The organism is Tenacibaculum profundicola (genome assembly GCF_057220795.1).
Genome location: NZ_CM170137.1, coordinates 3,230,169 through 3,248,001, shown reverse-complemented (window position 1 = coordinate 3,248,001; position 17,833 = coordinate 3,230,169). Strand labels below are relative to the sequence as shown.

The 17,833-nt window shown below is 39.1% G+C and carries 2 protein-coding genes; both read right to left on the bottom strand.

From position 1 onward, the window contains the following. Window positions 1-11: 11 nt before the first annotated feature. Window positions 12-935 carry a PorP/SprF family type IX secretion system membrane protein gene (locus AC2TDS_RS13850; RefSeq protein WP_484736171.1) on the bottom strand — a complete coding sequence of 308 codons (924 nt, stop codon included), beginning with the start codon at window positions 933-935 and terminating at the stop codon, window positions 12-14. An 18-nt stretch (window positions 936-953) separates the two neighbouring features. After that, entirely contained in the window at window positions 954-17,540 is a 16,587-nt protein-coding gene (locus AC2TDS_RS13845) for a Calx-beta domain-containing protein (protein WP_484736170.1), read from the bottom strand. Window positions 17,541-17,833 lie beyond the last annotated feature (293 nt).

The window sequence follows — 17,833 nt, the reverse complement described above, 5'->3', positions numbered from 1 at the left end:
ATTTTATACTTTTAAAAAAACCTTGGTGACTTCATTGTATGCCCTTTAAAAACCTCATATCGCAACATCAATTCATGTGTTCCTGAATTATAATTGCTATAATTTGATGTTGTCAAATCATAGGCATAGCCAATTTGAAGTGATCTACTCACTTGAAACCCTATTAATCCACTTATTGAATCATCCCATCTCCATGCTAGTCCTGCTCGAAACTTCTCGTGAAATAAAAAATTTGCCGAAACATCCAACGATAAGGGGGCTCCACTTACAATCTTGGTCAGTACCGCTGGTTTAAACTTCACACGCTCGTTCAAATCAAACACATACCCTGCTATTAAAAAATAATGCATACGTTCAGTAGCAACACTTCCACCACTACTTGAATCGTCATAATGATCTGTTCTTAAAACATTAGGAACTGCCAACCCTAAATACCAATTCGACTTATAATAATAAACTCCTGCTCCTATGGTAGGTAAAAACTTGTTAATGGGTTGGGATAACTGATTGTCTTCCTTATCTCTGTAAATACCTTTACTCCAATCTACATTGAAAAACCGACCTCCTAGTTTCATTCCAAAAGCTAAACTACCTTCTTCACTTGTTCGTACCGTATAAGATACATTGGCATCCAAATAGGTTTCTGTAGAAGGTCCTATCACATCGTTCACTAGATTAATCCCTAACCCAACTCCGCTATATCCTAAGGGTGTGTCATAACTTAAAGTTTGGGTGTCGGGGGCTCCATCGACTCCTATCCATTGTGTACGGGCTAATAAATTAATAACACTATGACCTTTTGATCCTACATAAGCCGGATTCACACTCATCGTATTAAACATATATTGTGTGTATTGTGGATCTTGCTGTGAATATACTTCGGTACCAATAATCATTGCACCTAGTACTATTGTATACTGTAATATCTTGTTCATTTCTTATTAATTTTGTGATTAATCTCTATTGATATATATCCAACCTATCCTGGATTTATTACCATCTCTTAAATCTAACGCGTAATAATAAGTTCCTGAAGGTAATCGTTTATCTACCTGAACATTAAAACGACCATTAGAAGTACCATCCCAACTATTGTCGTAGCTGTCTTTACCGTACACTAAATTACCCCAGCGGTTATATACCTCTAGTCTATTATTCTTATACTTATCATCTTCTATACAAGATATTACTAAGGTGTCATTATAACCATCGTCATTGGGTGTAAACTCATTATAAACTATTAAACATTCCTCGGTATCTGGGTCTAAATAATCCGGAGTACCATCACCATCACTATCTAAAGCATCATCTGGGATGCCATCACCATTCAAATCAGCATTCTCATCTGCGGTATCTATACCATCACCATCATCATCGGGATCTAAATAATCTGGAATTCCATCGCCATCAGTATCGTCGTTGGTAGGGTCTCCATCGCCATCAACATCTTCTTCAGAGGTTAAAACACCATCACCATCATCATCAGCATCCTGATAATCGGGAGTTCCATCACCATCAGTATCGGTAAGATCATTTCCATCTACTAAGTCACCTGAATCAATCTCTCCATCACCATCAGTATCGGTTCCACCAGCCTCTATTACATCATCAACACCATCACCATCACTATCTAAATCTTGATAATCTGGGATTCCATCATTATCCGTGTCTGGTATATCTGCAGGAGTACCTCCATCGTCTGAATCTACTGAATCTGGCAATCCATCTCCATCACTATCTGTTTGGACATCTAATACCCCATCATTATCCATATCTAAGGCTCCATCGGTGCCACCTTCTACTAAATCAGAAATACCATCATTATCACTATCTAAATCTAAATAATCAGGTATACCATCATTATCCGTATCTGTTGGATTACTAGGGTCTGTTCCTATTTCTTCACTCGTTGGGATTCCATCTCCATCATCATCAGTATCAAAAACATCGATAACTCCATCATTATCTGAATCATCTGGACCATTACCATCACCGTCTGCGTCGTACTCGGATCCATTAGAGATACCGTCACCATCACAATCACCTGTAGCAATTGCAAAAGGATCTGGAATACAAGGGTCTGTTGGATCAGGATCAATAACATCACAAACACCATCTGAGTCAGTGTCAGTATTGTTAGGATTACACGGATCTGTCGGATCGGGATCTACCGTATCACAGACACCGTCATTATCCATATCTGTTGCATTAGGAATACATGGATCTGTTGGGTCAGGGTCTACTGTATCACATACGCCATCACCATCAGCATCTGTGCTATATGGTACACATGGATCGGTAGGGTCGGGATCTACAGTGTCACAAACACCGTCCATATCCTCATCATTGCTATTTGGTATACACGGATCTGTAGGGTCGGGATCTATCGTATCACAAACACCATCACCGTCACTATCAGCATTGTTAGGATTACATGGGTCAGTCGGATCGGGATCAATTGTGTCACAAACACCGTCCATATCTTCGTCATTACTATTTGGAATACAAGGATCGGCTGGGTCGGGATCAACAGTATCGCAGATTCCATCTCCATCACTATCCGTTGCATCTGGTGAGCATGGATCTGTTACATCGGGATCAACAGTATCACATACCCCGTCCATATCTTCATCATTCCCATTTGGTATACATGGATCAGTTGGGTCGGGATCAACAGTATCGCAAACACCATCATCATCAGCATCTGTATTATCTGGAACACAGGGGTCAGTAGAATCAGGATCTATCGTATCACAAACACCATCGCCATCAGCATCCGTAGCATTAGGTATACATGGGTCGGTTGGGTCGGGATCTACGGCGTCACAAACACCATCACCATCACTATCAGGAGCACCTACAAGACATGGGTCTATTACATCTGGATCGACAGTATCACAAATACCATCACCATCTACATCCGTTGCGTTTGGAACACAGGGGTCCATTGGGTCAGGATCTATCACATCACAAACACCATCGCCATCGGCATCCGTAGCATTAGGTATACATGGATCAGCAGGATCAGGATCAATACTGTCACAAACACCATCACCATCAGCATCTACTGAATTTGGATCACAAGGATTGCTCGGGTCGGGATCAATTACATCACAAACACCATCACCATCTAGGTCTGTTTCATCTGGTATACAGGGATCAGTAGGGTCAGGATCTATCACATCACAGTACCCATCACCATCTTGGTCTGCTGAATCTGGAATACATGGATCAGTAGGGTTGGGGTCTATCGTATCGCATACACCATCACCATCGGCATCCGTGTTATCTGGTATACATGGATCGGTAGGATTAGGATCAACAGTATCACAAACACCATCGCCATCTTCATCTGCGCCATTAGGAATACATGGGTCGGCAGGGTTAGGATCTATTACATCACAGACACCATCGCCATCTTCATCTACCCCATTAGGAATACATGGATCCGTAGGGTTCGGATCTATTACATCACAAACACCATCACCATCTTCATCTACCCCATTAGGAATACATGGATCCGTAGGGTTCGGATCAACTGTATCACAAACACCATCACCATCTAGGTCTGTTGCATCTGGTATACAAGGATCGGTAGGGCCTGGGTCTACACTATCACAAATACCATCACCATCGCTATCTAAATCATCTTCTGTACACGAATTCGTAACCTCTGGGTCAACTGTATCACAAATACCATCACCATCTAGATCCGTTGCATCTGGTAAACATGGGTCCGTAGGATTGGGGTCTATCGTATCACAAACACCATCGCCATCACTATCTGTATTATCGGGTATACAGGGATCCGTAGGGCCAGGGTCTACCACATCACAATATCCATCACCATCACTATCCGTACTGTTTGGTATGCAGGGATCGGTAGGATTGGAATCTATTGTATCGCATACACCATCACCATCTGCATCTGTATTATCTGGTATACATGGATCCATTGGGCCGGGATCTACCACATCACAATACCCATCACCATCACTATCCGTACTGTTTGGTATACATGGATCGGTAGGGTTAGGATCTATTGTATCGCATACACCATCGCCATCAGCATCCGTATTATCTGGAATACATGGATCGTTAGGGCCAGGATCTATCGTATCACAAACACCATCGCCATCACTATCTGCTCCATTAGGAATACATGGATCGGTAGGGTTGGGATCAACCGTATCACAAACACCATCACCATCTGCATCCGTGCTATCTGGTATACATGGATCCTTAGGATCAGGGTCTATCACATCACAATACCCATCACCATCACTATCTGTTGCGTCTGGTAGACAAGCATCATTGACATCATTATCGGTAATTGTTCCTACTCCTACTAAATCTATATTGGTTATACTCTCAGGAGTCGGTGAACCAATACTTACATCACTCAGCGTAACTGTATAATTTTCACTAGACTCATATATATTATTATCTATAGTTGTGATAGGAATTGTAACCGTAGTACTACCAGCTGGTATTGTATAAACAACCCCTGATTGTTCTATGTAATCAGAACCAACTAGAGCCGTATCATTATTTGTGTTAACATTGAAAGTAACATCATACTGTGCTGGATTGGTTAACGTCGCCGTAAAATTGGCCGTTGTTCCTTCTACAACTTCTATATCATCAATACTGATGGTTGGAGCGCGATCTCCATCATCGGTAATGATTCCGTTTCCTTCTAAATCTGCCAAAGTAATGATCTCTGGTGTTGGACTAACAATACTTACCTTACTCAGCGTAACTGTATAGCTCTCATCAATAGGCTCGTATACAGTATCATTGGACGTTTTTACTGGAATCGTAACACTTGTATTGCCTGCCAAAATCGTATAAAGAACACCACTTTGAGGGGCGTAATCATTTCCACCTATAGCTGTACCATTATTTGTAGTGATATCAAAAGTAACATCATACTGTGCTGGATTGGTTAACGTTGCCGTAAAGTTGGCCATTGTGCCTTCTGTTACTTTAACATCGTCGATACTGATTGTTGGAGCACGATCTCCGTCATCGGCAATGATTCCTGCTCCTTCTAAATCTGTCCCACTAATACTCTCTGATAATGGGCTATCAATCGTTACCTTATTCAGTCTAACTGTATAGGTCTCATCAGTCGGTTCGTATACATGATCATTGGACGTTTTTATTGGAATGATAACACTTGTATTGCCTGCCAAAATCGTATAAAGCACACTGCTTTGAGAGGTATAATCACTTCCACCTCTAGCTGTACCATCAAACGTAGTTACATTAAAGCTAACATCATATTGTGCTGGATTGGTTAAAATCACCTCAAAATTGGCCATTATGCCTTCAGTTACCTTAACATCATCGATACTAATCATTGGCGCACGATCACCATCATCGGTAATAATGCCGGTTCCTTCTAAATCTGTCATGATAATAGCCTCTGGTATCGGACTAGTAATACTTACATCACTCAGTTTAACTGCATAGGTCTCATCAGTAGGCTCATATACAGTATCATTGGTTGTTCTTATTGCAATCGTAACACTTGTATTGCCTGCCAAAATCGTATAAGGTGCACTACTTTGAGAGGTATAATCATTTCCTGCAACCGCCGTACCATCTCTTGTGTGTACATTAAATGTAATATTGTATTGAGCTGGAATACTTAAAGTAGCTGTAAAGTTAGCCATTGTGCCTTCTACTACCGTAATATCATCGATACTGATCGTTGGAGCACGATCTCCATAATCGGTAATCGTTCCTAATCCTTCTAAATCTGTCGTATTAATAATCTCTGACATTGGGCTTATAATACTTACCTTACTTAATGTAACTGTATAGGTTTCATCAGTTGGTTCGTATACAGTATCATTGGTTGTTCTTATTGGAATTATTACACTTGTATTACCTGCCAAAATCGTATAACTTACATCGGTTTGAGAAGTGTAATCATTTCCTGCAATAGCTGTACCGTCTCTTGTAGTGACATTAAAGTTAACATCGTACTGTGATGCATTGCTTAAAGTAGCCGTAAAGTTAGCCATTGTGCCTTCTGCTACCGTAATATCATCGATACTGATCGTTGGAACACGATCTCCATCATCAGTAATGATTCCCGCTCCTTCTAAATCCGTCATGCTAATGACCTCTGGTGTTGGACTACCAATACTTACCTTACTCAGTCTAACCGTATAGGTCTCATCAGTCGGTTCGTATACAGTATCATTAGTCGTTCTTATTGGAATGATAACACTTGTATTACCTGCCAAAATTGTATAATGAATATTACTTTGAGAGATGTAATCATTTCCGCCTGTAGTTGTACCATCAACAGTAGTTATACTAAAGTTAACATCATACTGTGCTGGATTGGTTAAGCTCACCGTAAAGTTGGCCATTGTGCCTTCTATTACCCTAATATCATCAATGCTAATTGTTGGTGCGCTGTCACCATCATCGGAAATCATTCCTAATCCTTCTAAATCTAACATAGCCTCTGATATCGGGCTAGCAATACTCACATTACTCAGTTTAACTACATAGGTCTCATCAGTCGGTTCGTATACAGTATCATTGGTTGTTCTTATTGGAATTATTACACTTGTATTACCTGCCAAAATCGTATAAGTCACACTACTTTGAGAAGTGTAATCATTTCCGCCAACGGCTGTACCATCAACCGTAGTTACATCAAAAGTAACAGCATACTGTGACGGATTGCTTAAAGTCGCGGTAAAGTTGGCCATTGTGCCTTCTATTACCGTTATATCATCGATACTAAGGGTTGGTGCACGATCTCCATCATCGGTAATCGTTCCTAGCCCTTCTAAATCTGTCGTGTTAATAATTTCCGGTGTTAAACTGCCAATACTTACCACACTCAACTTAACCGTATACGTTTCATCAGTCGGTTCATATACAGTATCATTGATCGTTCTTATTGGAATCATAACACTTATATTGCCTGCCAGAATCGTATAACTTACATCAGTTTGAGAAGTGTAATCATTTCCAGCAACGGCTGTACCATCACTTGTGGTGACATTCAAAGTAACATCGTACTGTGATGGATTGGTTAATCTCGCCGTAAAGTTGGCCATTGTACCTTCTATCACCTTAACATCATCGATACTGATCTTAGGAGCACTATCTCCATCATCGATTATGGTGCCAGCTCCTTCTAAACCTGTCGTAGTAATAGCCTCTGGTGTTGGACTGCCAATACTTACCTTACTTAGTCTAAGCGTATAGGTCTCATTAGTCGGTTCGTATACAGTGTCATTGGTCGTTCTTATTGGAATGACAACACTTGTATTGCCTGCCAGAATCGTATAAAGAACATCACTTTGAGAGGTGTAATCATTACCGCCTACAGCTGTACCATCAATCGTAGTCACATTAAAGGTAACATCATACTGTGATGCATTGGTTAAACTCGCCGTAAAATTGGCCATAGAACCCTCTACTACTTTAATATCATCGATACTAATTGTTGGTGCACTATCACCATCATCCGTAATTGTTCCTAACCCTTCTAAATCTGTCAGACTAATAATCTCCGACGTTGGACTACCAATACTTACCACACTCAGCCTAACTATATAGGTTTCTTCAGTAGGTTCGTATACAGCATCATTAAGCGTTCTTATTGGAATCGCAATACTTGTACTTCCTGCCAGAATCGTATAAAGTACATTACTTTGAGAGGTATAATCATTCCCGCCTACAGCTGTACCATCGATCGTAGCCACTTTAAAAGTAACAGCATATTGTGATGGGTTCGTTAAACTTGCCGTAAAATTAGCCATAGAACCCTCTACTACCTTAATATCATCGATACTGATTTTTGGCGCACTATCACCATCATCAGTAATCGTTCCTAACCCTTCTAAATCTGTCAGACTAATAATCTCTGACGTTGGACTACCAATACTTACCGCACTCAACTTAACCGTATACGTTTCATCAGTCGGTTCATATACAGTATCATTGAGCGTTCTTATTGGAATCATCATACTTGTACTTCCTGCCAGAATCGTATAAAGTACATTACTTTGAGAGGTATAATCATTTCCACCTACAGCTGTACCATCAATCGTAGTCACATTAAAAGTAACATCATACTGTGATGGATTGGTTAATCTAGCTGTAAAATTAGCCATTGCACCTTCTACTACCTTAATATCATCGATACTAATTCTTGGTGCACTATCACCATCATCGGTAATCGTTCCTAATCCTTCTAAATCTACCGTGCCAATAGCTTCTGGTGTTGGACTTCCAATACTTACCTTACTCAGCTTAACCGTATACGTCTCATCAGTCGGTTCGTATACAGTATCATTGATCGTTGTTATTGGAATTGCAATACTCGTACTTCCTGCCAGAATCGTATAAACAACACTGCTTTGAGCTGTATAATCATCACCTGAAACGGCTGTACCATTGCTCGTAGTTACATCAAAAGTAACATTATACTGTGATGGATTACTTAAGCTCGCCGTAAAATTGGCCATTGTACCTTCTATTACCTTAACATCATCGATACTGATCGTTGGAGCACTATCTCCATCATCGGTAATCGTTCCTAATCCTTCCAAATCTACCAGGTTAATAGCCTCTAGTATCGGGCTGCCAATACTTACCTGACTCAGCTTAACTACATAGGTCTCATCAGTAGGTTCGTGTGTAGTATCATTGGTCGTGCTTATTGGAATGTTAACACTTGTACTTCCTGCTAAAATCGTATAAAGCACATCACTTTGATGGGTGTAATCATTTCCGCCTACGGCCGTATCATCAATCGTAGTCACATTAAAAGTAACATCATATTGTGATGGATTGGTTAAACTCCCCGTAAAGTTGGCCATTGCACCTTCAACTACCTTGATATCATCTATGCTAATTGTCGGTGCTCTATCACCATCATCAGTAATCGTTCCTAACCCATCTAAATCTACCATAGTAATAGCCTCTACCGTTGGACTACCAATACTTACTACGCTCAACTTAACCCTATAAGTTTCATCAGTCGGTTCGTATACAGTATCATTGGTCGTGCTTATTGGAATCGTAATACTTGTACTTCCTGCCAGAATCGTATAAAGTACATCACCTTGAACGGTGTAATCATTTCCACCTATAGCTGTATCATCAACCGTAGTCGCATTAAAAGTAATATCATACTGTGATGGATTCGTTAATTTGGCCGTAAAATTAGCCGTTGCACCTTCTACTACCTTAACATCATCAATGCTAATTTTTGGCGCACTATCTCCATCATCGGTAATCGTTCCTAACCCTTCCAAATCTACCAGGTTAATAGTTTCCGGTATTGGACTACCAATAACTACCTTACTGAGCCTAACCGTATAAGTTTCATCAATCGGTTCGTATATAGTATCATTGGTCGTTGTTATTGGAATCGCAATAGTGGTATTTCCAGACAGAATCGTATAACTTACGCTAGTTTGAGATGTGTAATCAGCACCTGAAACGGCTGTACCATCACTTGTATTTACATGAAAAGTAACGTCATACTGCGATGGATTGCTTAAGGTCGCGGTAAAGTTGGCCGTTGAACCTTCTGTTACCTTAACATCATCGATGCTGATTCTTGGTGCACTATCTCCATCATCGGTAATCGTTCCTAATCCTTCTAAATCTGTCATGGTAATAATAGCGCCTGTTGACGTTTGTACACTACTTAAAGTCACCACAAAAGTCTCATCGGTTGGCTCATACATATTATCATCTAGTGTTATTATCGGGATGTTAATCGCTGTACTTCCTGCTGGAATTGTATAACTTACATTTGTTGTGGCTATATAATCACTTCCTGCTACTGCACTACCATCACTCGTCTTTATATTAAATGTAACATCACAACGAACTGACTGACTCAACGTTGCTGTAAAAATAGCTGTATTGCTTTCAACCACTGTAATATCGTCTATACGAATGGTCGGCACGGGATCAACCGATATAACCCCACTGGCATTTACATTTCCACAACCACCTGTTAATAGAATCCTATAGTTAAATATTCCACTTGAAGTGGGCGTTCCACTTATCGTTATTACATCTGCTGACCATGAAGCACTTACTCCTGAAGGTAAATCTACTACTGTTCCTATACCTATCGCTCCAGTTGTGGTATGTGTGATTTCTGTTAAGACCGTATTAATACATAAAGTTGGTGTGATAGATGCAATACTCGCTGTATTATCAGGTGTGACTATAATCCTTCCTATCGCACTTATAGTTCCACAGCCACCCGTCAATTCAATATTATAATTGAATGTTCCACTAGAAGTAGGAGTTCCACTTATCGTTATTACATCTCCTGCCCATAAAGCGCTTACTCCTGAAGGTAAACCTACTGCTGTTCCTATGCCTGTCGCTGCGATTGTACTATGTGTAATATTTGTTAAAACGGTATTGATACATAAAGTCGGTGCAATAGATCCGGTACTCACTGTATTATCAGGTGTGACCGTAATGGTTCCTGTCGCACTTACACTTCCGCAACCACCTGCTAATAGCATACTATAATTAAATGTTCCACTCGAAGTGGGTGTTCCACTTATCGTTATTACATCTCCTGCCCATGAAGCAGTTACTCCAGAGGGTAAGCCCATTACAGAACTGATACCTGTAGCGCCTGTGGTTGTACGGGTAATATCTGTTAAAACGGTATTGATACATAAAGTTGGTGTGCTAGACACCACACTTGCCGTATTATCAGGGATGACTGTAATAGTTCCTGTGGCACTTATATTTCCACAACCGCCTGTCAATACCATACTATAATTAAATGTTCCACTCGAAGTGGGTGTTCCGCTTATCGTTATTACATCTCCTACCCATGAAGCAGTTACTCCTGAAGGTAAATCTACTATTGTTTCTATCCCCGTCGCTCCAGTTGTGGTATGGGTGATATCTGTTAAAACCTCATTGATACATAAAGTTGGCGCGATAGATCCTGCACTCGATGTATTTTTGGGAGTTACTATTAAAGTAGCGATGTCAGTTATAACACTTTCACATAGATTCTTTGTACTAGTTAATACTAACCTATATTTATTGGTAGATGCACTTAACGGTGGGTTCGTTAGTTTCAAAGAAGCTGTACCCGTATTACTGTAAAGACCTCCATCATTTACATCATTCCATGTCCCTATTCCTGCTACTTGTTCTTGCCATAAGTATTGCAAGCCAGTTGTACCTGCGGTACTTCCGGTATAATCAGGGTTCGTTGTTGGGGATGTTCCAGTAAAACTAATTGTACTTAATGAGGAACCTGACATGCTAAAAGTAATATCTTCACCTAAACATATAGCAGCGTCGATTGGCTGACTATCTATCTTAATCATAGTTGCTTCCCTTACTGCTATCGCTGTTGGTTGCCCTTGATTTGCATCGATATCTGCTACTCCTCCTGAATTCACCAGATTAGGAACTCCATTTGCGTCTACACCAAAAAAATTCGCGGTATCGATACTTCCATTTCCATCTAAATGTAATGAAGTAACATTTCCAGCCCCTTCTATAGCATCATAGCAGCCATCATTATCACTATCCAAATCTAAATGATCTGAAACTCCATCGTTATCGGTATCTGCCTCAAGTGGCAGGTCGCTACAAAAGCTAGTAAATCTAATTTTTTGTTCATTGTTTAAACCACCTGTTGAAGCTGTATAACCAAAGTATACTAAATTCGCTCCTCCAAAATATTGAGTAACGATGTCTCCTGTATAGCTTCCTGCTAGTATTCCTCTTACTGTATATTTTATTGTCATAGTTGTACTATTCCAGGTTATCACCACTGGGTGCCAAGTATCATTTTCTAACTCGCCAAGAGAAACAGCTTTCGATAGAATATAAGTAAGTTTTGGGGTATTCTCAGATGGCCAAATCGCCCCATGATCATCTTCTATATCCTCTAAAAACCCTTCATACATCTTATTATCATACGTATCTATTTCTAAAACAATTCCATTCTCTATATGCTGAGCACCCATACCTGCCCCATCAACTCCTTGAGCTGATGAACCATGTTGGTCATTATGGAATACAATGGCAATACCATCTGCTCCATCACTTTCTCCGAGATATGCCTCAAATCTAATCGTGAAATCTTTATCGAAAGCTATTTTGTCATTTGATATCGCTCGTCCAGCCTGGCGATTGATATCCTGAGTCAATCGTATTTCAAAAGCATTTAATTTAATAGCATCACCTCCTAAAAGAAATAAATCATCAACCTGAGTAGCTCCATTAATATTCACTTCAACGCAATCTAAAATTCCATCATTATCATTATCCAAGTCACAATTATCTGCTATATTATCAGAATCTATATCCGTAAACCCTGAAACTGATGCATTACAACATATAGTACTATCAGAGACATCTGTTACTGCAGCTACTATTTCTTGCCCTTGATTTGAATCTGTATCTGCGGCCCCTGTTGAATTTACTAAAGCAGGAACTCCATGAGCATCTACTCCGCCATTATTTGCATAATCGATTCTTCCATCTACATCCAAATAAGATGACGTCACATTTTCTGCTCCTTCTAAGGCATCATAACAACCATCATTATCACTATCCACATCTAAATGATCTGAAATCCCATCATTATCTGTATCTCTTGGACAAAAAGAAGTAAATTCATACAACCGAACATAGTCAATAACTGGTGAAGCAGAAGTAGCACTTGCTCCTCTTATTAAAATTGCTGAAGATATTGTTGTTACTGGTGTGATCTCAAAGAAAACTTCCTGAGCTATTCCATCGGTTCCTTCAGCTGCAGTAATTTCAAACTTTTGTGTAACTCCTCCAAAGCCAATCTCAATAGCATTAGCTGCATTAACATCGTCTGACCAGAGATCAACTCGAACGAGATATCTTCTTCCTGCAACTAAATCAAACACCGCACTTGACGTAATTTCTGATGATTGTCCATTTAACCAAACTGATTGAACTCCATGACTCGTTGCTATTGTTGCATCACTAGGATCATCTGAAATCACCCATACAGAACCAACACCGCCTGTCTTATTCCATCCATCTGGTATTAACTGAGATGAGGGTATCAGTACGGACCCTAATTCAGTACTACTAGTAGAAGTACCTCCAGGGTTTACTGTGGTTTCAAATGAATCTATAAACAATAAATTACCCACCCCTTGCTGTAATAAATCTTTTACAGAACAAGTATTGTCAGTCTCATAAGTATCTAAAATTCCATCATTATCATCATCAAAATCACAAAAATTATTTAACCCATCGGCATCTGGATCATTTGCGGTTACTGTGCCTTGCGTAGCCCCTCCTATACATCCATCTATTGTCGTTAAAGAAGCTTGATTTTGGATAGCAATACATGAATTATCTTGATGTGAAATTATTACATTGTATTCTTTTCCTGATAAACCCGTTACATCATTTATATCTAATGATGCCGTATTGGTCCCTGAATAGACTCCTGTATTGGTTAAATTAACCCCATCTTCTTGCCATTGATATACAATACCTTCTGACACATCAACAGCAGAGGCATCCAAATAATTAGGAGTAGATCCTGAAGATAACTTAGTAAATACACTCGTACTTGTTGCTACCGCAGACCCAACTGTAAAAACAGCAAAACTTCCTTCACTAATTGTTTGATTCACCAAACTTGTAGCATCTACTTCTACTTGAATTGCTTCTAAGCTTTGAGATGTCATATCTTGACCAGTATCCGCTCCAGTATTCACAAGTATAGGAATACCATTTGCATCTACCCCTCCTTGATTGGCAATATCAATAGATCCATTCAAATTTAACTGATCTAAGGTTACATTCCCATCTGCTTCTATCGCATCAGGGCAACCATCATTATCACTATCTAAATCTAAGTGATTGGGTATGCCATCTAAATCGGTGTCATCAGAGGATGTACAATCAACAAATTCGGTATACCCTATGGTAGGAGCATTCACAAAACCAAGATCGAAGGTGTTTTGATTATTATTAATATTTTTGAGACCAGACTGAGAGGCCGTTAAACCCTTGAATCTAATAGTATACTTCACTTCATTTTCGCCAGGACTCGTTCCACTATATACCGCTTTAATAAGATTCGCTGGATTCATCGGGCCACCAGGCGACGATCTAGCGTGAACACCAGGAGTCATTCCTCCTAAACCATCCATAAATTCAGAATGTATTTCAGTATCATTTATTAATAAAGATAATTGGATAGCCTTAGGTCCATTTTTTAAAACATCTACATAGACAGAAACATGTAATGGTTTACCTGGAGTTACACTCACCATTTTAGACATCTCATGGTACGTTGAACCGATTTGATAATTACTTGGGTTAAACGTCTTCTCATCAATTGTGATAAAGGCGAACATTGGTGTAGCACTCCCATTAGCATGCAAGAAATCATATCTTAAAGACCATCCTTGATCAGGATTCCATGGTACACAACCATAAACATCTTGAAAAAAAGGTTGAGCATTATTACAAATAGAGGGATTCGGAAATGGTTGATAATGATAAACAACATCCACTCTCCAATCATTAGGATTGGTAGCATATGGGGCGCCTGATTCAGATTCTGCTAAATTGAAAAAATCACAAGCCCCTTCATCCTCATCTAAAATCCCATCGTTGTCGTCGTCTAAATCACAGGTATTATTAATTCCATCGGCATCTGGATCGTTGGCGGTTACTGTACCTAGGATAGCTCCCTCTGTACATGGGTCTACTATCGTTAAAGATGCTTTATTCTGAATATCAATACAGAGATTATCAGAATGTGTAACTATTAAATTATATTCTTTTCCTGATAAACCGGTAATATCACTTATCTGCAATGATACTGTATCGGTTCCGGAATATACACCTATGTTTGTTAAATTAACCCCATCTTCTTGCCATTGATATATAATATTTCCTGACACATCAGTAGCTGATGCATCTAAGTAGTTAGGAGTAGATACTGAAGATCCCACCGTAAATACACTTGTACTTGTTGCCACGGCGGACGTCACTGTAAAAACAGCTGAACCTCCTTCGGTAATTGTTTGGTTTACCAGACTTGTTGCGTCTACTATTACTTGAATTGCTTCTAAAGTTTGAGGTGTTACATCTTGACCTTCATCTCCTCCGCTATTCACAAGCGTAGGAACACCATTTGCATTTATCCCTCCTTGATTGGTAATATCAATAGCCCCATTCAAATTTAACTGATCTGAGGTTACATTTTCATCTGCTTCTATTGCATCAGGGCAACCATCGTTATCACTATCTATATCTAAATGATTTGGCACGCCGTCTAAATCAGTATCATCTGATGATGTACAATTAACAAGTTGACAAGCACCTTCATCCACATCTAAAATTCCATCATTGTCATCATCTAAATCACAGACATTATTAATTCCATCGGCATCTGGATCGTTCGCGGTTACTGTACCCAATACAGCACCATCTATACAGGGGTCCACATAGCACACAGAGTTATCTAACCATCCGCTAAGCACCATTGATCCCTGTGTTATAGCCCCTGTACTGTACGTTGCTGCTATCACGGTTCCATCTGAACTTATACCAGCCCCTACTGAAAGCGGTTCTAATAGCCCTCCTGGGTTATAATAGGTGTCTCCATTGTTTGAATCGTTATATGCCTCATTTGCATCACTACAACCATCACCATCACTATCTGAGTTTAAATAATCTGCTTTGCCTCCAGCCGTTTCTCTTGGTCTAACCCCCTCATCTCCGTCTCCTTCAACAAGATTAGCTAATCCGTCATTATCAGTATCTTCGCCAGCACCTGGAGTATCCATATTATCTATTCTCCCATCATTGTTATTATCTAAGCTTATTTTTCCTATTTCAACAATATCATAAATTCCGTCATTGTCACTATCTAAATCTAAAGAATTTGGTATACCATCTTGATCAAAATCACATACCCCTGACCCTTTCGCTAGGGTAATTTCAAGCCCTCTATACTCGAAATCATTTCCAGTTCCATTCCCTTGATTGTTATAAAACTCAAAATTAAGCACTGTAGCTGATCCACTATTCCAAACATATGTTGTCTTTTCATATTCTTCTCCCGCGGCACAAGTGGCAACTTGAACTCCATTTGCTTTAAATACGAGAAGCGGTGCAACAGCAGATGAATTATTATACGATACGTCAAGAATTTCTACAGAAAACGTGTAATCGGTATTCTGAGTAACAGCAATTGGATCTTTCGGTTTAGATACAACGCCCATATAATTCACAAATGTACTCGTCTGTGTGCCTGTATACCAAGAAAACCCTTCATAATGACCTGAATCAAAGTCCCATACTCTTTTAAATCCTTGTGAATTTAAGAACGTATCGTATGCATCGTAATATTTATCATCATTTGGCTCCCATAAATCACAACAATAATAAGGACCGATAGAAATGGAATAATTTTGATCGCTTTCAAAATTTATTGAATCATCTGTAATCTCTTCGCTAGTAATAGCAAAGCCAGTACCTCTCCATACGCCTATAAAAAGATCATAAATATTTGGCCTCCAAACTATCTGTTTTTGACAGTCATTTTCCACCTCGTCAAGTATTCCGTCATTGTCATCATCTAAATCTACATCGTCGTTAACACCATCACCATCGGTATCTGTTGTTTGTAAATTATATCGATAATTAGGTATATCAATAGGGTTTATTACGCTTCCTACTTCTAAATTCCAATCCCCTTCAATTCCCGTTATATTCGTGGATGCGGCAATTGAAATCATTAGTCTTTTTTCTAAATAAACTACCGCTCGTTTTCCTTTTTCACCTTTCGCAAAATTACAGCCATAAATACTTAGGTTCTTTAGTATTGAGCTATCTATCGGCAACTCTAATAACCAATGGTATATTTTTTCTTTATTCAACCATTTCCCATTTATAAATAATTCCCCTGGTCGTGCATGACTAAATATTTGAAGATTTTCTGCTGCCTTTATTTCAACTCCTGTAGATTGCTTATGTGAATATATAAAGTACTCTTTTTCACTTACCAATTCCTCTATTATTCTTTGAGGCTCCGTTATGTTATGGTCGATAAAGGTTAGAAAGCTATATTCTTCTTTTTTCCAAAAGAACATATTACTTGTTGGGTTTGGCAAATTATATTTAGCAGAATTTAATCTACTTACTTCTTTTGAAACGATTAAAGAAGTTATGTCATATTTTTTGTTATCGCTACTGCTAAAAACCCTTGTTTTTCCTTTTGACATGTCAACTGATTGTTGTGTCGTTTCCATTGCTCTTTTTATCTCAGATTTTAAGGAGTTCCTTTCAATCAAGACACCTGTAGTATCGTTTGTTTCTGTATCCCAGCTAGAATTAGAAATACCTACAGAGCATATAAGGGAACCTGTTGATGAGATGGTCTTTGCTATTGTAAATTGATTTATAGAAAAAATTATACTAAGGACAATTATAAATTTTGGGAAATAAATATGCTTCGTTCGGCGGTACGTGAATTTTATCATGAATTCTTCTTTTATCTAATTATTCTTTAAAGTTTTAAAAGGATATAGTATCCTGAACTACGTGAATAAATGTCAGATATGTACCGGCAAGCATCCAGTTATAGGAGGGTATTAGAACCTAAGATAAAGCTAGTGTTCGCTTTACCCATCTTCTGTTTTATTATTCAAATGACCTCTTTATTACGATGAAAGAACAGTACCGTATGGTAACAGCACTTAGCGTTTTAAGCTGTTTTCTATTGAATAGACCAGAAAATAAACACAGAATTCACTAGAATTTTGCACAAAAAAAA